Genomic DNA, 20,018 nt, shown 5'->3' with positions numbered 1-20,018 from the left:
TACGGGGCGAAGGTGGGTTTTACGATCCCCCGGCGGCCCACCGTTCCCAGTCGCCGGGGGGTTGCCCCTTCACCTCGGTCCAGAGGGCTCTGGCGGCGGCGGGGTCGGTTCGCAGCAGGTTCGCCAGCCGTTCGGCGTTGCCGCCCGAGGCCATGAAGGCGCGGATGGCGGCGGTCCTGATGGCGTCCAGGCGCGGGGGCAGGCGGTGGGCGGCCCAGAGCGCGGTCGCCCAGTCTCCCTGGACGGGCGGGGGAGAGCCGGGATCGCGCGAGTTGGTGCCGGTCCGGAGCATGCCCAGGACCCACAGGTGACTGTCGAACGCCTCGGCCATCAGCCGCGTCTCGGTCGCCATGGCCTCGGTTTCGGCGGCGGTCAGCCGGATGGTGATCTCCAGGCCGCCGTCGTCGGCGGGCCGGGTGGACATGGTCATCGCTCCTCCAGTGAACACATGCATGTATGTGCTGGGGCGATATACTTTGACCATTATTCGCCTCTCCGGTGCGCCGGGGAGGCTTTTTTCATGCCCTCAGGAGCCTGCGTGCACGTCCGTCCCGCCACCGCCGCCGACCGGCCCACGGTCGAGCGCCTGTGGCTCATGTTCCGCCATGACATGTCCGAGTTCGCCGGTGTCGTGCCCCGTCCCGACGGCACCTTCCGCAGTGAACGCGTCGACGCCGCCTTCGGCGACCCCCACTGGGCGGCCTACCTGATCGAACGGGATCGGGCCCCGCTCGGCTTCGCCTTCGTCCGGGCCCTGGACGCGCCCACGCGGGTGCTGAACAGCTTCTTCGTCGTGCGCGCGGTCCGCCGTTCGGGTGTGGGGTTGCGGGCCGTTCAGGACGTCCTCGCCCGTCATCCGGGTTCCTGGGACGTCGCCTTCCAGGACGCCAACCTGCCGGCCGTGCACTTCTGGCGGCACGTCGCCACGACGGTCGCCGGGCCCGGCTGGACGGAGGAACGGCGGCCGCCCGACACCTGGATCTCGTTCGCCGTCTAGCTCGCGCAGCAGCCGCAGGCGTCGCCGCGCCAGGCGTCGCGGCCCTCCTTCACCGCCACGGCGGCGATGACCAGGGCGGCGATCGGGTCGGCCCACGTCCAGCCGAAGAGGCTGTTGAGCGCCAGGCCCACGAGCAGCACGGCCGACAGGTAGGTGCACAGCAGGGTCTGCTTGGAGTCGGCCAGCGCGCTGGCCGAGCCGATCTCCCTGGCCGCCCGGCGCTGCGCGAACGACAACACCGGCATGACCACCAGAGACACCCCCGCCAGCACCAGCCCCACGGTGGAGTGGTCGGCCTCGCCCGCACCCAGCAGCGCCCGGACGGCGTCGAAGGCGACGTAGGCGGCCAGGGCGAAGAACGACACCGCGATGACCCGTAACGCGGTCTTCTCGCGCCGTTCGTGGTCGGCCGAGGAGAACTGCCAGGCCACGGCGGTGGCCGAGGCGACCTCCACGACCGAGTCGAGCCCGAAGCCGACGAGCGCCGCCGACGAGGCGACGGTCCCGGCCGTGAGGGCCACCGCGGCCTCGACGACGTTGTACGTGATGGTGGCCCCGACCAGCCACCTGATCCGGCGGACCGCGACGGCCGTCATGCGGGCCGCAACACGATCTCGTGGCCGGCGGCCTGGAGCAGCAGCTCGGCCGACGCGAGCAGGTCCATCAGTTCGGGGCGGGTGAGCGCGTAGAACGACTGCCGCCCCTCGGTCCGGAAGTCGACCAGCCCGCAGCCCCGGAGACAGGCCAGATGCTTGGACACCGTGGACTGCGCCAGCCCCAGCTCGCCGGTGAGGTCGACCACCCGCGCCTCACCGTCCGCGAGCCGCCGGACGATCCGCAGTCGCGTCTCGTCGGCGAGCGAGTGGAAGAGCGCGGCGGCGGGGGCGACGCCGGACGCGATGTCGGCACTGACACAACGACTATCAATCGCCATAGTGCGATGATATCCAGAATCGTCGATCGATCAATGGAGGACGCGATGGCTTCCCCCGACCCCAGCCTCCCCGAGGGCTGGACTCTGGCACGCGTCGCCGAGGTCGCCGTTGCCGAAGACGCCGTCCTGCTGCCGCTCGACACGCCGGTTCTCCTGGACGGCGCCCCGGTCCGTCCGTCGCTGATCATCATGGTCGGCGGCCGGTACGTGGTGCGCGACGGCGAATATCTCGTCGGCGAGATGGACGGCTCGGGCGTCATCTCCTGCTGGGCCTCTTACGGCGACGACCTGGCCGACGTGTTGCGGGGTCTCTGACGGGCGGCGCCGAGCACGCGGCGCCGCCGTCGGGATGGCCGGTTACAGCAGGACGATCTGGCGGAGGACCTCGCCACCCTTTAACGCCGTCACCGCGTCGTTCAGGTCGGTGAGCTGGATGCGGGAGCTGATCATGCTCTCCAGGTCGAGTTTGCCCGCCTTGTAGAGCCCCGCGAAGAACGGGAAGTCGCGGCGGACGTCGCTTCCCCCGTACAGGGAACTGAGGAGGTTCTTGCCGTCGAACAGGAGGCTGAAGGCGTTGAGGGGGACCATGTCGTCCATCGCGCCGGCGCCCACCACGATCACGTCGCCGCCTCGGCGGGTGGCCTGCCAGGCGGTCATGATGGCCTGGGACTTGCCGACGACCTCGAAGCCGTAGTCGAAGCCCTGGCCGCCGGTCAGCGTGGTGATGGCGTCCATGAGCTGGTCGGGGGTGCAGGCGTGGGTGGCGCCGACCTTCTTGGCCAGCTCGTGCTTCGACTCCAGGGGGTCGATCGCCAGGATCGTGGTCGCGCCGGAGATGCGGGCGCCCTGGATCACCGACAGGCCCACGCCGCCGCAGCCGACCACGGCCACCGTCGTGCCGGGGCGGACCTTGGCGGTGTTCAGCGCGGCTCCCACGCCTGTGGTGATGCCGCAGCCGATCAGGGCCGCCATCTCGAACGGGACGTCGGCGTCGACCTTGATCGCGCCGCCGGCGGGCACCACGATCTCCTCGGCCCAGGTGCCGCAGCCGGCCATGCCGAAGGCGGGCTTGCCGCCGTCGAACGTGAAGCCGGGCTCGGTGAAGCCGCGCACGACCGAGGTCATGCACAGGTGCGGCTGGCCGTGGGAGCAGCTCGGGCACGACCCGCACGCGGGGGTCCAGTTGATGATCACGTGGTCACCGGGCGCGACGCTCGTCACGTGGTCGCCGACCTCGACGACCTCGCCGGCCCCCTCGTGGCCCGGCACCAGGGGCGCGGGCTGGGGGAGCACCCCCGAGATGGCCGACAGGTCGGAATGGCAGACGCCGGTCGCCCTGATCCGGACCCGGACGTCCGACGGGCCGACCGGGATGACGGTCAGGTCGTCGCGGATGTCGAGCTTGTCCGCGCCGATGGTGTGCAGCAGAGCGCCGCGCATGGGAACCTCCGGTGGTTTTTACTCTTCTTCGAGCGAAAGTGCCGCCTTCGGGCATGACCGGACCGCGTGCCTGACCCGGTCGAGCATCTCGGCGGGGGGTTCTTCCAGCAGAACGTGCAGGTTGTCGTCGTCGTCGAGGTCGAAGACCTGAGGGGCCAGACCCACGCAGACCCCGTTGGCCTCACAGACGAGGTAGTCGACAATGACCTTCGGCATCAGGAGCTCCCGTGCAGTTTGCGGTGATCCCAGGAGACTACGCGCCCCGGCTCGACGATGTAGGCGACGCGCTTGCGTCCCGTCATCTCCACGTATGGGCGCATCGGTTCGGGGTCCTGGCCCGTCATCCGGGCCGTGATGCGCATGCCGGCGTCCATCACGTCGTCGTAGGGGAGCGCGGTGCCGTAGATCGTCGCGCCGCGCAGGTCGCCGTAGTCGTCGCCCACCTCGACCAGGCAGGTCACCCGGGGGTCGCGGGCGATGTTGCGGGACTTCTGCGCCTTGCCGTAGGTCCAGAAGATCAACCGGCCGTCGTCGGACAACCCGTAGAACATGGTCACCAGGTGGGGCGTGCCGTCGGAGTTGATCGTGGCGAGCTGGAGTTTGCGGCCCTCTTTCAGCAGGGTGGCCACCTCTTCGCCGGTCATCACGATCCGCGCGCGCTGGTTCACGACCAGAAGTAGAACACGTTCCACCTGCGGGGACAAGGGTAGTCTCGGGCGGGTGACACACCCTCCGATGCCGGCGCTTTTGCGACACACCGCCGAGCGGGCCAAAGGATTCATGCCCCCCGACGAGGGCCAGGCCCTCTACGAGCTCGGTCTCCTGTACGGCTCCCGCGGCCCCATGGCCGAGATCGGCTCCTACTGCGGGAAGTCGGCCGTCTACCTGGGCGCCGCCGCCCGCGTGGCCGGCACGGTGCTGTTCACCGTCGACCACCACCGGGGCTCGGAGGAGATCCAGCCCGGCTGGGCCCACCACGACCCCACCCTGGTCGACCCCCGGTTCGGCCAGATGGACTCGCTGCCCTTCTTCCGCACCACCATCGCCACGGCCGGCCTCGAAGACGTCGTCGTCGCGGTCGTCGGCGCGTCGGCGACCGTGGCGGCCCACTGGCACACCCCGCTGGGCCTGCTGTTCGTCGACGGCGGCCACTCCGAAGACCCGGTGACGCGCGACTACGAGGGCTGGGCGCCCCACGTGGTGCCGGGCGGGGTGCTGATCTTCCATGACGTCTACCCCGATCCGGCCGACGGCGGGCAGGCGCCGTACAAGATCTATCGCAGGGCCCTCGACGAGGGGTTCAAGGAGGTCCGGGTGACCGGCTCCCTTCGGGCCCTGGAACGGGTCTAGGGGAGCGGGTCTAGGCGGGCGAGGCGGCCCGCTGGCAGCCGCATTCGTCGGAGGCGCGGTCTTCGGCGAAGCCGCCCGCGTCGCGGAAGACGCCGTTGGCCGGGGTCGTGCGCGACAACGCGTCGGCGGCCAGGATCACCGCCGCCGCCGTGTACGCCGACCGCTCGTTCGGGAAGTGGCGCTCGTTCACGAACTGCCAGCCCGTCCAGTAGCCCCCATCGGGGTGCCGCAGGTGCTGCATCTCGGTGAAGACCTTCAGGGCCCGGTCGTCGTCGCCGACCGCGTCGAGGGTCAGCACCAGCTCGCACGACTCGGCGCCGGTCACCCACGGCTGGTCGGAGACGCAGCGGATGCCGAGACCGGCCACCGCGAAGCGGTCCCAGTCGTCGTCGAGGCGGCGCAGCGCCCGCTCGCCGCGCAGGGCGCCGCCGAGCACCGGGTAGTACCAGTCCATCGAGAAGCGGCTCTTGTCGGCGAACGCCTCGGGGTGCTCGCGCAGCACGTGGCCCAACCGGTCGGCGGCCAGCTCCCAGTCGGGCCGGGGGTCGCCCAGGCGCTCGGCCAGCCGCACCCCGCAGCGCAGGCCCTGGTAGACCGAGGAGCAGCCGGTCAGCAGCGCGTAGGAGCCGGCGGCCGCCTCCCACACGATCTCGCCGCGCCGGGTCTGCAGGCCCGTCACGAAGTCGAGGGCCCGGCCGACCGCCGGCCACATCTCCCGCGCGAACGCCTCGTCGCCGGTGACCAGCAGGTCGTGCCAGACCCCGACGGCCACGTAAGCGGCGTGGTTCGACTCGCCCCGGTCTTCGAGCGGCTCACCGTCGAGCACCTTCATCGGCCACGAGCCGTCGGGCCGCTGGTGCCGCCTGATCCACTCCCAGCCGCGCGCCGACGCCTCGCGCAGGCCGGCGGCGGTCATGGCCATCAGGCACTCGACGTGGTTCCACGCGTCGACGTGGCCCTCGGGCCACGGCACACCCCCGTCGGGGAGCTGGACGGCGGCGATGCTGGCGGCGGTGGCGGCGATCTCGTCGCCGGTCACGACCCCGGGCACCGCCGGGATCATGCGGGCTTCCGGGCGTAGAGGACCACGCTCTTGCCGATCACCGGGTTGAGGATCTGCTCGGCGATCCGGGTGACGGCGGGGCGCTTCATGATGTCCCACACGAGCAGCTCGTGATAGGCCTTGGCGATCGGGTGGTCGTCGTTGTCGACCCCGACCGCGCACTTGATCCACCAGTAGGGCGTGTGCAGCCCGTGGGCGTGGTGGTGGTCGCCGATCTCCAGGCCCGACGACTTCAGCTTCGCCGACAGCTCCGCCAGCGTGTAGATCCGGATGTGCCCGCCGGGAGCCGTGTGGTAGGCCTCCGAGAGCGCCCAGCAGACCCGTTCGGGCAGGAAGGCCGGCACCGTCACGGCCAGCAGCCCGCCGGGCTTCAGCACCCGGACGATCTCCTTCATCGCCGCCATGTCCTCGGGGATGTGCTCCAGCACCTCCGAGGCGATCACCCGGTCGAACGACGCGTCGGGGAACGGCATGTCGAGCGCGGTGCCGACCACGGTCTCGCCGGTCGCCCCGTAGGGGACCTCGCCCTCCTTGTCCATGGCCGCGAACATCGCCCCCACCGACTCCATCTCGGCCGGGTCGAGGTCGAAGGCGACCACGTCGGCGCCCCGGCGCAGCACCTCGAAGGCGTGCCTGCCGCCACCGGCGCCCAGGTCGAGCACACGGTCTCCGGGCCCGACGGGCAGCCGGGCGAAATCGACGGTCAGCATCTCTCGGGGAACCCTTCGGGTCAGCGCGCGGCGATGGCCTCGCGGTAGGCCTCAACGGTCTTGCGCGCCACGACGGGCCACGCGTAACGCTCCATGACGCGGTCGAAGCCGCGTTTGCCGTACTCCTCCCGCAGGTCGGGGGAGTCGATCAGGCGGCGCAACGTGGCGGCCAGCTCCTCGGGGTCGCCCGGCGCGACCTGGACCGCGGCGTCGCCCACCACTTCGGGCAGGGCACCGGTCCGGGACGCGATCAGCGGGGTCCCGCACGCCATGTGCTCCACGGCGGGGAGCGAGAAGCCCTCGTACAGGGACGGCACGACGGAGACCTCGGAGGTGGCGATCAGCTCGCCGAGCTCGTCGTCGGTGATGCCGTGGACGAACCGCACCCGGTCGTGCAGCGAGAGCTCGGCCACGAGCTGCTCGGTCGGGCCGCCGGGGGTCGGCTTGCTGACGACGGTCAGGTTCACGTCGCGTTCGGTGGACAGCTTGGCGACCGCGCGCAGCAGCGTCGCGACCCCCTTCATCGGGGAGTCGGCGCTGGCCACCGCCACGATCGAGCCCTTGCGCCTGGGCAGCTCGGGGCGGGGATGGAAGAACCGGGTGTCCACGCCGAGCGGGATCAGGCGCAGGTTCGACTGCGGCACGCGGAAGTCGCGGTGGATGTCGGCCACCGACGACTCGCTGACGGTCAGGATCGGCTTGAGCCGCGCGGCGACGTAGGCCTGCATGCGGACGAAGCCGTACCAGCGCCGCTTGGAGAGCCTGGCCCAGCCTTCGGCGGCCTCCAGCTCGATCCGCCGGTCGACGCTGATGGGGTGGTGGATCGTGCCCACCACCGGGAAGTGCTTCTGGATGCCCAGCACGCCGTATCCGAGCGTCTGGTTGTCCTGTACGACGTCGAAGTCGCCGATGCGCGCCTTGAGCTCACGGTAGGCCCGGAGGCTGAAGGTCAGCGGCTCGGGGAAGCCGGCCGTCCACATCGTGCCGACTTCGAGAAGGTCGATCCAGTCGCGGTATTCGCCCAGCTTGGGGGTGCGAAAAGGGTCTTCGTCCCGGTAGAGGTCGAGGCTCGGGATCTTGTTGAGGATCACGCCCTCGTCGAGCTCGGGATAGGGCTGACCGGAGAACACCTCGACGTGGTGGCCCATCGCCACGAGCTCGCGGGTGATGTGGCGGAGATACACCCCCTGACCGCCGCAGGTGGGTTTGCTGCGATAGGACAGCAGTGCGACGCGCAGCCTCTCCACCCCGATGCACCCCTTTCCGCCCCTGTAGGGGCACCTGAGATGACCTTAGCCTAGGCGGGTGGAATGCCGTTCGGTGGAACGTGTTCTACGAATGCGGCCCGGTCAGGGCCTTCGGGGTACATTCGCCTACAAAGTTCGCGTACGGAGGAGGACGTGTTGGCCAGACGCGCGTTGATCACGGGCATCACCGGTCAGGACGGCTCCTATCTCGCCGAACACCTGCTCGCCGAAGGCTACGAGGTGTGGGGGCTGGTCCGCGGCCAGTCGAACCCGCGCGTCGCCCGGCTGCCCAAGGACATCCACCTCGTCCGCGGCGACCTGCTCGACCAGGGGTCGCTCATCTCGGCCGTCGAGAAGGTCCGCCCCGACGAGGTCTACAACCTGGGCGCCATCTCGTTCGTGCCCATGTCGTGGGAGCAGGCCGAACTGACCGCCGAGGTCACCGGCATGGGCGTGCTCCGCATGCTGGAGGCGATCCGCGTCTGCTCCTCGCGCGGCGGCGAGATCCGCTTCTACCAGGCGTCGTCGTCGGAGATGTTCGGCCAGGTCCGCGAGACCCCGCAGACCGAGGTCACCCCGTTCCACCCGCGCTCGCCCTACGGCGTGGCCAAGGCCTACGGCCACTTCCTGACCCAGAACTACCGCGAGTCCTACGGCATGTACGCCGTCTCCGGCATCCTGTTCAACCACGAGTCCCCCCGCCGGGGAGCCGAGTTCGTCACCCGCAAGGTGTCGCTCGGCGCGGCCCGCATCAAACTGGGCCTGGCGACCGAACTCCGCCTCGGCAACCTGGAGGCCCGGCGTGACTGGGGCTTCGCGGGCGACTACGTCCGGGCCATGCACCTGATGCTCCAGGCCGCCAACCCGGAGGACTACGTCATCGGCACCGGCCGCACCCAGTCGGTCCGCGAACTCGTCGAGGCCGCCTTCTCCGCGGCCGGCCTCGACTGGGAGCGCTACGTCATCGCCGACCAGGCACTCCACCGCCCGGCGGAGGTCGACCTGCTCTGCGCCGACCCGAAGAAGGCCAGAACCCAGCTCGGCTGGGAGCCGACGGTACCGTTCGAAGAACTGATCGCGATGATGGTGGAGTCGGACCTGCGCCTACTGAGCGAGGGCGGCGACCCGCAGGAGTCCAGCTGGCCGTAGGAGCGGCCGCAGGTGTTTGATGGCCGCGCCTTCAGCGCGGCGGCTCGCCCGAGGTGTTTGATGGCCGCGCCTTCGGCGCGGCGGCTCGCCCGCTTCTTGCCCGTGCCTTCCCTCGTCGCTCCGGTTCGCTTCGCTCTCCTGCGCTCCTCAGTCCAGGCACGGGCGCGGGCGAGCAAGTCCCCCATATGACTCAGGTTCTTGGGCGTGCCGGAAACGACTTCTCGGGAAACGGGTAGCCGGGATCGCTACTTTTTGCGCATGAGAAAATACACTCTGTGGCTGGTCGTGCTCGGTTCGGCGCTCTTGGCGCTGCCGGCGTCGCCGGCCCAGGCTCAGACTTCCGGCTGCGGAGCGGAGATCGACACCCGGAAGACCGGGTCGAGTGTGCTCTGGCGGCTCTGCCTGGAGGACGGCGACTGGCCGCACGGCAGCCTCACGTCACACTGCCGGACCTCTCTGCCCTTCTGGACGTTGACCCCCTGCTCGGTCAGGGGACGGTTCGAGATCCGCAAGGATGACGCCCTCGTCGCCTCTGGGCCCTTCCACACGACCAGTGATCTGAACGGCCAGGCCACCCTGGACCAGATCTTCACCTTCCGCTGCGACGGGCCGGGCGTCTACACCTTCGCCGTCACCGAGGCCACGTACACCTTCCCGACTCTGGCCGCCGTGGCGCTCCCCGGCACTCGCGTCGCCCGGACCGCCTGCTGACGGGAGACGGTGCGGGGCCGGTCGGCCGGCCCCGCACCGGTGGCGGGGTCAGAGGGAGACCGGCAGGTCTTTGATGCCGTTGATGAAGTAGGACCTGAGACGGCGGGCTTCGCCTGACTGCTGGATTTTCGGGACGCGTTCCGACAGGACCTCGAAGAGCACCCGGAGTTCCATCTTGGCCAGGTGGTTGCCGAGGCAGAAGTGGGCGCCGCCGCCGCCGAAGCCGAGCTGGGGGTTGGGGTCGCGGGTGACGTCGAAGACCTCCGGGTCGGCGAAGACCTCCTCGTCGCGGTTGGCGCCCGCGTAGAAGATGACGACCTTGTCGCCTTCCTTGATCTGCTGGCCGCGCAGCTCCATGTCCTGGGTGGCGGTGCGCTTGAACAGGTTGACGGGGGCCACCCACCGGACGATCTCGTCGGCGGCGGTCTTGGCCACCGACTGGTCGGCGACGAGTTTGGCCCACTCGTCGGGGTGCTCGAAGAGGGCCAGCATGCCGCCGGAGGCGGCGTTGCGGGTGGTCTCGTTGCCGGCCACCACGAGGAGCAGCACGAACAGGTCGAACTCCTCGACGCTCAGCTCCTCACCGTCGTCGCCAGGCTGGAGCAACTTGGTCACCAGGTCGTCGCGGGGGTCGTCGCGGCGGGCTTCGGCCAGCTGGTTGGCGTACGCGTAGACCTCCATCGCCGCCATCTGGCCCTGTTCGGGGCTGACCGAGTAGTCGGGGTCGTCCATGCCGATCATGCGGTTGGACCACTCGAAGAGTTTGCCCCGGTCTTCGACGGGCGCGCCGAGGAGCTCGCAGATGACGTACAGGGGCAGCGGCGCGGCGATGTCGCGGACGAAGTCGACGTTCGGCTTCGCCTGGGCCTCGTCGATGAGCTCGTGGCAGATGTCGCGGATGTGGTCTTCCAGCTTGGAGATGGCGCGCGGGGTGAAGCCGCGGTTGACCAGCGAGCGGCGGCGGGTGTGCTCCGGCGGGTCCTGGTTCAGCATCATCAGGCGCTGGAGTTCGATCTCCGCCTCGCCCGGCTCGGGGAAGAGCGCCAGCCGCTGGTGGGAGGAGAACAGGTCGCTGCGCCGCGACACGTGCACCACGTCGGAGTGTTTGGTCAGCGCCCAGAAAGGCGGCCAGCCCTCTCTCTGACCGCCCTCGTGGCGGAACACCGGGGCGTTGGCCCGCAACCAGGCGAACTGGTCGTGGGGCGCGCCGGAGGCCGCGTACCGATCCATGTCGACGAGGTCGATGTGCATCTGATCACCCGATCATCGTTGGGGCCGCTACGAATCCGCCTCAAAGAAGAGACGTGGAACGTGTTCTAGCCAAGCATGTTTCGGGGCCGAACAGGTCATCCGATGTCTGAGCTTGACAGGGAGGCAGGCGTGGCATCAGGCTTCCTCATGCAAACATCGGATGTATAGGGGGAGTCGTGAGGCTGCTTCGAGTAGGTGGAAAAGGCGCGGAACGCCCGGCCGTGCTCACAGACGACGGGCGGCTGCTCGACCTGGGCGAATTCCTCAACGGAGCCGATTTCACCCCGGACTTCTTCGCCTCCGGCGGCCTCGACCGGATCCGTGCGGCACTGGCCGGCGACCCCCTTCCGGAGCTCGACCAGGACGGTCTCCGCATCGGTCCGCCCATCGCGCGGCCCGGAAAGATCGTATGCATTGGACTGAACTACCGCGACCACGCGGAGGAGTCCGGCGCCGCCGTTCCGACCGAGCCGGTGGTCTTCATGAAGGCCCCCAACACAGTCGTCGGACCTTTTGACGAAGTCCTGGTGCCCCGCGCCAGCGTGAAGACCGACTGGGAAGTCGAACTCGCCATCGTGATCGGCGCGACCTGCCGCTACCTCGCCTCGCACGAGGAGGCGCTGGCGGCCGTCGCCGGCTACACGGTCTCCAACGACGTGTCGGAGCGGGAGTTCCAGCTGGAGCGCGGCGGTCAGTGGGACAAGGGCAAGTCCTGCGAGACCTTCCAGCCGCTCGGCCCGTGGCTCGTCACCGCCGACGAGGTCGCCGACCCCCAGGCGCTCGGGCTGCGCCTCTGGGTGAACGGCGACCTGAAGCAGAACGGCGGCACCAAGAACATGATCTTCGGCGTGGCCGAGATCGTGCGTTACCTCAGCCAGTTCATGGTCCTCGAACCCGGGGACGTGATCAACACCGGCACACCCGCCGGGGTCGCCCTGAGCGGCCTGCATCCCTACCTGAAGGAAGGCGACGTCATGGAGCTCGAGATCGACGGTCTCGGCCGGCAGCGGCAGACGGTGGGGCAGGCGTGACCTCGTCGACCCACCCGCCCATCCAGTCGTTCCAGACCTTCGACATCCGGTTCCCGACGTCGCTGGAGCTCGACGGCTCCGACGCGATGAACCCCGACCCCGACTACTCGGCCGCCTACGTCGTGCTCTCCGACGGCGAGTGCGAGGGCCACGGCTTCGCGTTCACGATCGGCCGCGGCAACGACATCCAGACCGCCGCCATCCGCGCGCTCGAGCCCTACGTGCTCGGCCGCGACGTCAGCGACCTCGGCGCCCTCTACAAGGAGATGGTGTACGACAGCCAGCTCCGCTGGCTGGGCCCCGAGAAGGGCGTCATGCACATGGCGATCAGCGCCGTGGTCAACGCCCTGTGGGACCTGAAGGCGAAACGCGAGGGCAAGCCCCTGTGGCGGCTGCTCGCCGAGATGTCGCCCGAGGAGCTCGTCGGCCTGGTCGACTTCCGCTACATCGGCGACGAGCTCACCCCGGAAGAGGCGCTGGAGATCCTGCGCCGCGCCGAGCCCGGCCGCGCCGAGCGCATCGAGAAGCTGCTGGAGACGGGCTACCCGGCGTACACGACCTCGCCCGGCTGGCTCGGCTACGACGACGAGAAGTTGCGCCGCCTCTGCAAGGAGGCGCTCGACGACGGCTTCAAGCAGATCAAGCTGAAGGTCGGCGCCGACCTCGAAGACGACGTGCGCCGCATGCGCATCGCCCGCGAGGTCTGCGGCGAGGGCTTCCCGATCGCCATCGACGCCAACCAGCGCTGGGACGTCGGCGCGGCGATCCACTGGATCAAGGAGCTCAGCCCCTACTCGCCCCACTGGGTCGAGGAGCCGACCAGCCCCGACGACGTGCTCGGCCACGCCACCATCGCGCGCGCCATCGCGCCGATCCCGGTCGCGACCGGCGAGCACGTCCAGAACCGGGTCATCTTCAAGCAGCTGCTCCAGAAGCGCGCGCTCTCCTACCTCCAGCTGGACGCCGCCCGCGTCGCGGGGGTGAACGAGAACATCGCGATCCTGCTGCTGGCCGCCAAGTTCGGCGTGCCGGTCTGCCCGCACGCCGGCGGCGTCGGCCTGTGCGAGCTGGTGCAGCACCTGTCGATGTTCGACTATGTGTCGGTGACCGGAACCATGGAGAATCGCGTCATCGAGTACGTCGACCACCTGCACGAGCACTTCACCGATCCGGTCGTCGTTGAGAACGGCGTCTACCGGGCCCCGCTCGCACCCGGGTTCAGCGCCGAGATGCGACCCGAGTCGATCGCGGCCCACCTGTTCCCCGACGGGCCGGTCTGGAGGGACGCATGACCGAGTTCGAGGGCCTCAAGGCCCTGGTCACCGGCGGCGGCCAGGGCATCGGCCTGGCCATCGCCACGCTGCTGGCCGAGCGCGGCGCCCGGGTCGCCTGCCTCGACCTCAACCCGCCCGGCGACCCCTTCGTGGGCGTCAAGGCCGACGTGTCCGACGACGCGTCGGTGCGCGCGGCCGTCGAGTCGGCCGCCGAGCAGCTCGGCGGGCTCGACATCGTCGTCAACAACGCCGGGATCGGCGCGGCCGGCACGGTCGCCGACAACGACGACGCCGAATGGCTGCGGGTGTACGACGTCAACGTCGTCGGCATGGTCCGGGTCACCCGGGCCGCGCTGCCGCACCTGCGCGCCTCCTCGCACGCCGCGATCGTCAACACGTGCTCGATCGCGGCCACGGCCGGGATCCCGCAGCGGGCGCTCTACAGCGCGACGAAGGGCGCCGTCTACTCGCTGACGCTGGCGATGGCTGCTGACCACGTACAAGACGGAATTCGGGTCAACTGCGTCAACCCGGGCACCGCCGACACCCCGTGGGTCGGCCGGCTGCTCGACGCCGCGACCGACCCGGCCGCCGAGCGGGCCGCGCTGAACGCCCGCCAGCCGATGGGCCGCCTGGTCTCCGCCGAGGAGGTCGCCCACGCGGTGGCCTACCTGGCCGGCCCGCTCGCCTCCGCCACCACCGGCACCTCGCTGGCGGTCGACGGCGGCATGCAGGGCCTGCGCCTGCGGCCGAGGAGCTGACCGTGCAGCGCATCGCCCTGCGCACCCGCCTCAAGCCCGGCAGCGAGGCCGCCTACGACGCCGAGCACGCGCGGCTGCTGCCGGGCCTCGACCGGGCGATGCGCGAGGCCGGCGCGCGGGTGTGGCGCATCTGGCGCGACGGCCTCGACCTGTTCCACTACGTCGAGGTCGTCGACTACGCCGGCTTCCAGGCGCGGCTGGCCGGCAACCCGATCAACCAAGCTTGGCAGAAACAGATGAACCGCCACCTCGACGGCGACTTCGACCCCTCCGCCGGGCCTCTGCGCAAAGTGTGGGAGATGTCGGGGGCTGTACGTCCGAGGGCTCCGTTCTCTACGGTTTTCGGCGTGACGACGACCTACGGCTTCGGTGCCGCCCCGATAGGCAACCTCTTCACCGCCCTCACCGACGACGACGCGTCGGCGACGGTCGAGGCCGCGTGGGACGCGGGCATCCGCTACTTCGACACCGCGCCCCACTACGGGCTCGGCCTGTCGGAGCGCCGGCTCGGCAACGTGCTGGCCGGCAAGCCGCGCGGCGAGTTCGTGCTCTCCACGAAGGTCGGCCGGCTGCTCGTCCCGGCCGACGGCGTGGGCCGCGACGACGACGGCTTCGACGTGCCGAAGACCCACACGCGGGCGTGGGACTTCTCCCGCGACGGCGTGCGGCGCTCCCTGGAGGAGTCGCTCGAACGGCTCGGCCTCGACTCGATCGACGTCGCCCTCATGCACGACCCCGACCACCACTGGGCGCAGGCCGTCGGCGAGGCGTTCCCCGCCCTGGCGGAACTGCGCGACCAGGGCGTCGTGAAGGCCGTCGGCGTCGGCATGAACCAGTGGCCGATGCTGGCCGACTTCGTCCGCGAGACCGACGTCGACACGATCCTGCTGGCCGGCCGCTACACGCTGCTCGACCAGTCGGCCGCCGCCGAACTGCTCCCGCTGTGCGTGCGGCGCGGCGTGTCGGTGGTCGCCGGAGGCGTCTTCAACAGCGGCCTGCTGGCCCGCCACGACCTCGTCGGAGGCACGTTCAACTACGCGCCCGCCCCCGACGACGTCCTCGCCCGCGCCCGGGAGATCGCCGCCCTGTGCGAGAAGCACGGCGTCACCCTGCCGCAGGCCGCCATGGCGTTCCCGCACCGTCACCCGGCGGTGACGACGGTCGTCATGGGCATGAGATCCGTGCAGGAGGTTCGGGGGAACATGGAACTGGCCGCCCGGCCCGTTCCCGAGGCTCTGTGGGAGGAGCTGGGGTTCTGACCATGATCGACGCGCATCACCACCTCTGGGACCCGTCCCGCCGCGACTACCCGTGGATGTCCGGCACGGCCCTCGCCCCGATCAGGCGCCCCTTCGGCCTGCCGGAGCTGCGGGCCACCGGCGCCACCGGCACCGTGCTCGTGCAGACCGTCTCCTCGGTCGAGGAGACCCGCGAGTTCCTGCGAACGGCTTCGGAGTCCGACGGCCTGATCAGGGGCGTGGTCGGCTGGGTCGACCTGACCGCCCCCGACGTCGCCGACGTCCTGGCCGACCTGCGGGAGGGCCCCGGAGGCCACCTGCTGGTCGGCATCCGCCACCAGGTCCAGGACGAACCCGACGACGAGTGGCTGGCCCGCCCCGACGTCGTCCGCGGCCTGCGCGCCGTCGCGGCGGCGGGGCTGGCGTACGACCTGCTGGTACTCGTCCACCAACTGAAAACGGCCCGCCAGGTCGTGGCCGACCTGCCCGACGCCCGGTTCGTGCTCGACCACGCCGCCAAGCCGCCCGTCGCGAGCGGCCTGATGGAACCGTGGGCGACCGAGATCGAGGGCCTGGCCGAACTCGACAACGTGACGTGCAAGATCTCCGGCCTGGTGACGGAGGCCAGCTGGACCGACTGGACCCCCGGTCAGCTCCAGCCCTACGTGGAGCACGTCCTTGAATATTTCGGCGCGGAAAGGGTCATGTTCGGCTCAGACTGGCCCGTCTGCCTCCTTGCCGCGACGTATGGCGAGGTAGTGGAGACAACTAAGGACTTCACCAGTGGGCTGAGCGGAGACGAACAGTCGTACATCTACGAATCGACGGCACAGAAGGTGTATCGCCTGAAGCCATAAGCGGTTATCCACAGAACGGCGTTCAAGGACGCGCGCTCAGCGTTACCCCCCGGACTCTTGGGTCGCCCTGTCTTTCCCGACCCAGGAGTTCCGGATGCTCACAACGCTCCTCACCGCCATCCTCTGCACCCCCCACCCGGGCGCGGAGCCGCTGCCCTGCCCGGCACCGGCCTCCTTCCGGTACGTCCACCTGGACGAGCCGGACGAACTAGACGAACTGATCGACCTGGCCGAACTAGCCGAACGCTGGGGCCACACGTGGCCCCCGCCGGAGTGGGACGGCTTCGACCCGTGGGCCGCCGACGGGCCATGGGCCGAGGCGTGGGACGACTTCGCCGAGCCCTTGGGAGGCGTCTTCGGCCCGTCCGACCGCTGGCCAGCGGGAGGCCCCCGTCCGATCGTGGACGGCTCACCGTGGGGAGGACGCCCACTACAGGACGGCTGGCCGATCCTCGACGGCCGCGTCCGGCCGGGCCAGGACACACTCCAGGAACACGGGTCCGCTTCGGGTGCACGCCCGCTCCAGGACGGCGGTGCTCTGGTGGACGGAGGCACGCGTCCGCTTCAGAACGGTGGCGCTCTTGTGGACGGGAGTGCGCGCCCGCTCCAGGGCGGTGGCGCCCTTGTGGACGAGGGTGCGCGGCCGAGTCAGGATCGTGGGGCCATCCTCGACGGGATCGCGCGTCCCGGGCAGGACGGCGTCGTCACCCTGGACCCGGAGGTGCGTTCTCCGCAGGAGGGGACCGGCTCGCAGCCTGAGGGCGGGAAACCGAGGTCTGACGATCGCGGTCCCCGGGGCAAGTCGGAGGAGCCTCCCGGCGTCGACGTCGAACCCCGGAAGAAGCGGGACGATCGCGAGCCCCGTAAGGACGACGAGAACACCGCACCCCGCGACGCCACCCCCGGGGCGATCGCGTTGCGGGCCGCGACCAAGTGGCTCGGCATTCCCTACGTGTGGGGCGGCGGCAACGCCAACGGGCCGAGCCGGGGCGTCGGCAAGGGGGCGGGCCGGGTCGGCTTCGACTGTTCCGGTCTGACCCTCGCGGCCTGGGCCAAGGCCGGCGTGACCCTGGGGCACTACACGGGCACCCAGATCAAACAGGGCAAATCAGTGCAGACCAAGGACCTGCTCCCCGGCGACCTGCTGTTCTTCGGCGCGACGAAGACCGACCCGTCCCACGTCGGCCTCTACGCGGGTGATGGCGACATGATCCACGCGCCCAAGACGGGAGACGTCGTCAAGCGCGTCGAGGTCCTGGCGGCCCCGGTCTGGATGAAACGCTTCCAGGGCGCGGTCCGCCCCCAACGTCCATCATCGAAGGCATGAGCCCCGGTGGCGGGTTGTCGCGCAGTCTCCGACCTCGGGCAGATGCGTGGCAGAGATGAGCGCGCCCGTTCATAGGGATGGGCGTAATTCAGCGAAGGCGCACCTGCTCGTAAGGGATGGGTGCGATTTCAAAGAGGGCGTACAAGACAGAAGCGCGCCCGTTCAAAGGGATGGGCGCGATTCAACGAAGGCGCACCTGCTCTTACGCGACGGGCGCGACCCCAGGGAGGACGTACGAGACAGAAGCGCGCCGTGGTGCTTGGACAGGCGCGCTTCGTTAAATCCGCTGAGCGTCAGAGCGCCTGGCGCAACCATGACTCCACGTCGGCGATGTGGACCGTCGCCCACGAGTGGGCCACCTCGGGCTGGCGGGCCGCTATCGCGCCGTAGATGGCGTAGTGCTGGTCGAGGGTCTTGCTCGGGGCGTTCGACTGGGTCAGGCCGCGCCAGATGCGGGCTCGGGTCGTCGGGCCCGACAGGCTCTCGATCAGGGAGCACAGGACCGCGTTGCCGGAGCCTTCGGCGATGCGCTGGTGGAACTCGAGGTCGTTGGCGACCAGTTGTTCGACCGTGGGGTTCTCGGGGAGGGAGTCGAGGATCTTGCGGAGTTCCTCGATGCCGGCGTCGGTCATGTTGACGGCGGCCTTGGAGGTGGCGGCGGGTTCGAGGATGCGGCGGACCTCGAAGAACTGCAGCACGGTGTCGTCGCGGTGGAAGTCGACCACGAACGAGAGGGCGTCGAGGAGGAGGCGGGGTTCGAGGCTGGTGACGTAGGTGCCGTCGCCCTGGCGCACGTCCAGGACGTTGATCAGCGCGAGCGCGCGGACCGCCTCACGCAGGGAGTTCCGGGAGAGCCCGAGCCGTTCGGCGAGGTCGGCCTCTTTGGGGAGCCGGGCTCCCGGCGCCAGCTCTCCGTTGAGGATCATGTCCTTGATCCGGTCTATCGCCGTATCGGTTACCGCCACGCCTCGCACCCACCCTCAGACATCCGATGTCTAGGAGTGTACGACGAACGTGACCGGATCACCTCCCGTGCGCCTGACCAATCCGCGCACCTCCAGTGTCCGCAGGTGGGCCGCGGCCTCCCCGGCGGCCATTCCGCGCAGGATGGGGGCCAGGTCCTGCCAGCGCCGGTTCCAGGTCATGAGGGACGCGGCGGTCCAGATCGTCAGCGGCCGGTCGGCCTCGACCATCGAGGCCAGCAGCTTCGTCAGCTTCTCCTCGTGGTGTTCGGCGATCTCCCCGGCGCGGGCGGCGACGTCGGCGAACGTCCACTCATGGGCGGGAAGGGCCTCGAGCGGACCGAACGTCGCGATCTTCTCCAGGGAGGTCAGGAACTCACTGAGTGGGTCGATGTCGGTGCGATCGTAGGGATACATGCCGATATGGGGAGTGATGCCCGGCAGCACGTGGTCGCCGGTGAAGACCCGATCACCGTCTTCGAGGTGGAGGCAGATGTGGCCGGGGGAGTGGCCGGGGGTCCAGACGGTCCGCAGCCGCCGCCCCGGCAGGTCGACGAGCGTGCCGTCGGCGAGGTGGACGTCCGGGATCGCGGGGGGCGTGGGGGCGTCCATGATGGCGGCCGGCACCTCCTCGGGCGAGGCGCCCGCCCGGCGCAGCATGTCGGTCTGCACCCGTGGACGGTCGTCGGCGGCGGCCATGTCGTGGAACATGCGCACCATCTCGGCGTCGGCCTCGTGCATCGCGATCCACCCGCCGGACGCCTCCCTGACCTGCCCGGCGAGCCCGGCGTGGTCGGGGTGGTAGTGCGTCACGACGACGCCGCGCACGTCGGCGAGCGCGATCCCCGCCTGCCCGAGCCCGCTCTCGAGCGCCTGGAACGCCTCGGGGTGGTTCCACCCGGCGTCGATCAGGACTGGCCCGGTGGGCGACTCGACGGCGTAGACGAGCGTGTACCCGAGCGGATTGCCCGGTATCGGCACCGGCACACTCCACACCCCGTCACCGAGATCGGTGACCTTCTGGGCCGAGTAGGCACGCCGCGTCCGAACATCCCGCTCACTCATCCGGCCCCCATCAAGCGCTTGTTACCTGGACCATGTTCCCAAACCCACATGACCACCACATTTCGCCCTCCCCTTCCACGGCATCGCCCCACGTCACCACACCTTGGGGGAACCGCGCCGAGTCATGGAAAGAGTGCTGACCCCACACCGCCGGATCACACACTTGGCATCACGACTTCGGGACAACGGGAGAACACCGAGCGAATTCACGCACGTTCGAAGACGGACACCGTCTCGGGGCGACAGAACCCGGCGATGAATCGCGCGCTCCTGGAGGTGGGCTCGGCTTCGGACGCGGAGCGGATTTCGGGCCCTGATGTGACTCACTCGCGTTGAAACGTGGCCTCGGATCGCGGGCGACGGCAGAAGGTCGGCGTGAACTGCGCGCCTCTGAGAACGACTATGGCCAGGTGACTGCCGTAGAGCGCCGCCGTGCATGTCACACGTTCGAAGGTGGATGTGGCTTCGTGGCCGGGGCAGTCGCAGAACGCTGAAGTGCATCGCGTGCCTTCGAAGACAGGAACGGGCTCGGAACCGCAGGGGCAAGTGAGCGCCGATGTGGCTCATGCGCGTTCGGCTACGGTGTCGAATCGGCCGCAGAACGCTGAGGTCGAGTGTGCGCTCATGCAGGTCGACACCGCTTCCCAACCG

Annotated in this window: 23 protein-coding genes; 11 read left to right on the top strand and 12 right to left on the bottom strand. The window is 69.9% G+C overall.

The genetic code is table 11. The annotated features are described in order from the left end of the window. Positions 1–19: 19 nt before the first annotated feature. Positions 20–424, bottom strand: a complete 405-nt coding sequence (locus tag AW274_RS22830; RefSeq protein ID WP_198169357.1) for a hypothetical protein — start codon at positions 422–424, stop codon at positions 20–22. 114 nt (positions 425–538) lie between these two features. Here AW274_RS22830 and AW274_RS22825 point away from each other — a divergent pair, with 114 nt between their 5' ends. After that, entirely contained in the window at positions 539–997 is a 459-nt protein-coding gene (locus AW274_RS22825) for a GNAT family N-acetyltransferase (RefSeq protein ID WP_232320250.1), read from the top strand. Here the strand turns inward: AW274_RS22825 and AW274_RS22820 are convergent. Further along, positions 994–1,593, bottom strand: a complete 600-nt coding sequence (locus tag AW274_RS22820) for a cation efflux transmembrane domain-containing protein (RefSeq protein WP_083974661.1) — start codon at positions 1,591–1,593, stop codon at positions 994–996. The two genes, AW274_RS22825 and AW274_RS22820, sit on opposite strands and share 4 nt — an antisense overlap. Next, complete coding sequence (locus AW274_RS22815) at positions 1,590–1,931, bottom strand: ArsR/SmtB family transcription factor (protein WP_062436027.1); 342 nt, start codon at positions 1,929–1,931, stop codon at positions 1,590–1,592. Before AW274_RS22815 ends, AW274_RS22820 begins: the two co-directional genes overlap by 4 nt. A 45-nt stretch (positions 1,932–1,976) precedes the next feature. On the opposite strand from AW274_RS22815, the gene AW274_RS22810 reads away from it, so the two are divergent. Then, entirely contained in the window at positions 1,977–2,246 is a 270-nt protein-coding gene (locus AW274_RS22810) for a hypothetical protein (RefSeq protein WP_157520665.1), read from the top strand. A gap of 42 nt (positions 2,247–2,288) precedes the next feature. Here the strand turns inward: AW274_RS22810 and AW274_RS22805 are convergent, their stop codons facing one another. Genes AW274_RS22805 through AW274_RS22795 form a run of 3 tightly spaced genes read right to left on the bottom strand, consistent with a single transcriptional unit; the run spans position 2,289 to position 4,039 of the window. Next, positions 2,289–3,371, bottom strand: coding sequence for a Zn-dependent alcohol dehydrogenase (locus AW274_RS22805; RefSeq protein ID WP_062436022.1), 1,083 nt, complete (start codon positions 3,369–3,371; stop codon positions 2,289–2,291). An 18-nt stretch (positions 3,372–3,389) separates the two neighbouring features. Further along, entirely contained in the window at positions 3,390–3,587 is a 198-nt protein-coding gene (locus AW274_RS22800; protein WP_061297138.1) for a ferredoxin, read from the bottom strand. After that, positions 3,587–4,039, bottom strand: a complete 453-nt coding sequence (locus AW274_RS22795; RefSeq protein ID WP_062436020.1) for a pyridoxamine 5'-phosphate oxidase family protein — start codon at positions 4,037–4,039, stop codon at positions 3,587–3,589. The genes AW274_RS22800 and AW274_RS22795 overlap by 1 nt, the downstream gene beginning before the upstream one ends. Before the next feature lie 67 nt (positions 4,040–4,106). On the opposite strand from AW274_RS22795, the gene AW274_RS22790 reads away from it, so the two are divergent. Next, positions 4,107–4,721, top strand: a complete 615-nt coding sequence (locus tag AW274_RS22790) for a class I SAM-dependent methyltransferase (protein ID WP_062436018.1) — start codon at positions 4,107–4,109, stop codon at positions 4,719–4,721. 10 nt (positions 4,722–4,731) lie between these two features. Here AW274_RS22790 and AW274_RS22785 read toward each other — a convergent pair whose 3' ends face one another. From AW274_RS22785 to AW274_RS22775, 3 genes are read right to left on the bottom strand one after another with little or no spacing between them, the layout of a single operon-like run. Beyond that, positions 4,732–5,784 carry a glucosidase family protein gene (locus tag AW274_RS22785; RefSeq protein ID WP_062436017.1) on the bottom strand — a complete coding sequence of 351 codons (1,053 nt, stop codon included), beginning with the start codon at positions 5,782–5,784 and terminating at the stop codon, positions 4,732–4,734. After that, the gene (locus tag AW274_RS22780; RefSeq protein ID WP_062436015.1) at positions 5,781–6,494 is read right to left on the bottom strand and encodes a class I SAM-dependent methyltransferase; all 714 of its coding nucleotides are present in this window, start codon (positions 6,492–6,494) and stop codon (positions 5,781–5,783) included. Before AW274_RS22780 ends, AW274_RS22785 begins: the two co-directional genes overlap by 4 nt. 20 nt (positions 6,495–6,514) lie before the next feature. Next, the gene (locus AW274_RS22775; protein ID WP_062436225.1) at positions 6,515–7,732 is read right to left on the bottom strand and encodes a glycosyltransferase family 4 protein; all 1,218 of its coding nucleotides are present in this window, start codon (positions 7,730–7,732) and stop codon (positions 6,515–6,517) included. A gap of 165 nt (positions 7,733–7,897) precedes the next feature. On the opposite strand from AW274_RS22775, the gene AW274_RS22770 reads away from it, so the two are divergent. After that, positions 7,898–8,890, top strand: coding sequence for a GDP-mannose 4,6-dehydratase (locus AW274_RS22770; protein ID WP_062436013.1), 993 nt, complete (start codon positions 7,898–7,900; stop codon positions 8,888–8,890). A 258-nt stretch (positions 8,891–9,148) separates the two neighbouring features. Continuing rightward, positions 9,149–9,601 (top strand): hypothetical protein, encoded by a 453-nt coding sequence (locus AW274_RS22765; RefSeq protein WP_062436011.1) that lies wholly within the window; start codon positions 9,149–9,151, stop codon positions 9,599–9,601. A gap of 48 nt (positions 9,602–9,649) precedes the next feature. On the opposite strand, the gene AW274_RS22760 is transcribed toward AW274_RS22765, so the two are convergent. Further along, entirely contained in the window at positions 9,650–10,852 is a 1,203-nt protein-coding gene (locus tag AW274_RS22760; RefSeq protein WP_062436009.1) for a cytochrome P450, read from the bottom strand. A 176-nt stretch (positions 10,853–11,028) separates the two neighbouring features. On the opposite strand from AW274_RS22760, the gene AW274_RS22755 reads away from it, so the two are divergent. From AW274_RS22755 to AW274_RS40490, 6 genes are all read left to right on the top strand, one after another. Continuing rightward, a complete protein-coding gene (locus AW274_RS22755; protein ID WP_062436007.1) occupies positions 11,029–11,883 on the top strand; it encodes a fumarylacetoacetate hydrolase family protein in 855 nt (284 codons plus the stop codon). Then, positions 11,880–13,175 (top strand): L-fuconate dehydratase, encoded by a 1,296-nt coding sequence (locus tag AW274_RS22750; RefSeq protein ID WP_232320248.1) that lies wholly within the window; start codon positions 11,880–11,882, stop codon positions 13,173–13,175. Before AW274_RS22755 ends, AW274_RS22750 begins: the two co-directional genes overlap by 4 nt. Then, positions 13,172–13,918, top strand: a complete 747-nt coding sequence (locus tag AW274_RS22745) for an SDR family NAD(P)-dependent oxidoreductase (protein WP_062436005.1) — start codon at positions 13,172–13,174, stop codon at positions 13,916–13,918. The genes AW274_RS22750 and AW274_RS22745 overlap by 4 nt, the downstream gene beginning before the upstream one ends. Positions 13,919–13,920: 2 nt before the next feature. After that, positions 13,921–15,177 carry an aldo/keto reductase gene (locus AW274_RS39410; RefSeq protein ID WP_232320246.1) on the top strand — a complete coding sequence of 419 codons (1,257 nt, stop codon included), beginning with the start codon at positions 13,921–13,923 and terminating at the stop codon, positions 15,175–15,177. Between the two features lie 2 nt (positions 15,178–15,179). Further along, positions 15,180–16,013, top strand: a complete 834-nt coding sequence (locus AW274_RS22735) for an amidohydrolase family protein (protein WP_062436003.1) — start codon at positions 15,180–15,182, stop codon at positions 16,011–16,013. A 94-nt stretch (positions 16,014–16,107) separates the two neighbouring features. Next, on the top strand, positions 16,108–17,340 hold the full coding sequence (locus tag AW274_RS40490; protein WP_157520664.1) for a C40 family peptidase: 1,233 nt from the start codon (positions 16,108–16,110) through the stop codon (positions 17,338–17,340). 293 nt (positions 17,341–17,633) lie between these two features. Here the strand turns inward: AW274_RS40490 and AW274_RS22725 are convergent, their stop codons facing one another. Continuing rightward, positions 17,634–18,305 carry a FadR/GntR family transcriptional regulator gene (locus tag AW274_RS22725; protein WP_030456514.1) on the bottom strand — a complete coding sequence of 224 codons (672 nt, stop codon included), beginning with the start codon at positions 18,303–18,305 and terminating at the stop codon, positions 17,634–17,636. A gap of 30 nt (positions 18,306–18,335) precedes the next feature. Beyond that, positions 18,336–19,367: an MBL fold metallo-hydrolase gene (locus tag AW274_RS22720; protein WP_062435999.1), complete on the bottom strand. Its 1,032-nt coding sequence runs from the start codon at positions 19,365–19,367 to the stop codon at positions 18,336–18,338. Between the last annotated feature and the right edge of the window lie 651 nt (positions 19,368–20,018).

It is taken from the genome of Herbidospora daliensis, from assembly GCF_001570585.1.
GTDB classification, from domain to species: Bacteria; Actinomycetota; Actinomycetes; order Streptosporangiales; family Streptosporangiaceae; genus Herbidospora; species Herbidospora daliensis.
Note: the sequence above shows the minus strand (reverse complement) of the source record. Positions and strands in the feature narration are given on the sequence as shown.

Coding starts and splice junctions, on each gene's coding strand:
- AW274_RS22830 (WP_198169357.1), bottom strand. CDS start 424: ATGTCCACCCGGCCCGCCGACGACGGCGGCCTGGAGATCACCATCCGG.
- AW274_RS22820 (WP_083974661.1), bottom strand. CDS start 1,593: ATGACGGCCGTCGCGGTCCGCCGGATCAGGTGGCTGGTCGGGGCCACC.
- AW274_RS22815 (WP_062436027.1), bottom strand. CDS start 1,931: ATGGCGATTGATAGTCGTTGTGTCAGTGCCGACATCGCGTCCGGCGTC.
- AW274_RS22810 (WP_157520665.1), top strand. CDS start 1,977: ATGGCTTCCCCCGACCCCAGCCTCCCCGAGGGCTGGACTCTGGCACGC.
- AW274_RS22805 (WP_062436022.1), bottom strand. CDS start 3,371: ATGCGCGGCGCTCTGCTGCACACCATCGGCGCGGACAAGCTCGACATC.
- AW274_RS22800 (WP_061297138.1), bottom strand. CDS start 3,587: ATGCCGAAGGTCATTGTCGACTACCTCGTCTGTGAGGCCAACGGGGTC.
- AW274_RS22790 (WP_062436018.1), top strand. CDS start 4,107: ATGCCGGCGCTTTTGCGACACACCGCCGAGCGGGCCAAAGGATTCATG.
- AW274_RS22785 (WP_062436017.1), bottom strand. CDS start 5,784: ATGATCCCGGCGGTGCCCGGGGTCGTGACCGGCGACGAGATCGCCGCC.
- AW274_RS22780 (WP_062436015.1), bottom strand. CDS start 6,494: ATGCTGACCGTCGATTTCGCCCGGCTGCCCGTCGGGCCCGGAGACCGT.
- AW274_RS22765 (WP_062436011.1), top strand. CDS start 9,149: ATGAGAAAATACACTCTGTGGCTGGTCGTGCTCGGTTCGGCGCTCTTG.
- AW274_RS22760 (WP_062436009.1), bottom strand. CDS start 10,852: ATGCACATCGACCTCGTCGACATGGATCGGTACGCGGCCTCCGGCGCG.
- AW274_RS22745 (WP_062436005.1), top strand. CDS start 13,172: ATGACCGAGTTCGAGGGCCTCAAGGCCCTGGTCACCGGCGGCGGCCAG.
- AW274_RS22735 (WP_062436003.1), top strand. CDS start 15,180: ATGATCGACGCGCATCACCACCTCTGGGACCCGTCCCGCCGCGACTAC.
- AW274_RS40490 (WP_157520664.1), top strand. CDS start 16,108: ATGCTCACAACGCTCCTCACCGCCATCCTCTGCACCCCCCACCCGGGC.
- AW274_RS22720 (WP_062435999.1), bottom strand. CDS start 19,367: ATGAGTGAGCGGGATGTTCGGACGCGGCGTGCCTACTCGGCCCAGAAG.